This window comes from Lacinutrix sp. MEBiC02595 (assembly GCF_053601555.1).
In genome coordinates this window covers 1-275 of record NZ_JBSHNU010000109.1, presented here as the reverse complement: position 1 = coordinate 275, position 275 = coordinate 1, and the positions used below count along the sequence as shown (strand labels likewise).

Below are 275 nucleotides of genomic sequence, written 5' to 3'. Positions count from 1 at the left end.
TCCATCACCATCTTCATCGTTATATACGGTTCCGGTTACGGTTCCAGCTGTAGTATAACCATCTGTTCCTGCTGCAACTGTTCCACTTACTGGTACGGTTACCTCTGTTGGCTCTGTTCCTTCTGTTAATGTTGATCCAGTTGGTAAAGTTGATTCATCCACTTGGATATCTACTGTTCCGGCTGGTACACCTTCTATAGTATAAGTTCCATCTGCTGCTGTAGTTGCTGTTGGCTCGCCTGCGTCTAATACGGCATCACCATCTAAATCAGCAA

Annotated in this window: 1 protein-coding gene; it reads right to left on the bottom strand. The window is 45.1% G+C overall.

Annotated elements, in window-relative coordinates; translation table 11 throughout:
* Nucleotides 1-275 (bottom strand): hypothetical protein (locus ACVCZW_RS00545; protein ID WP_452231368.1); only part of this gene is annotated, 275 nt, incomplete at both ends.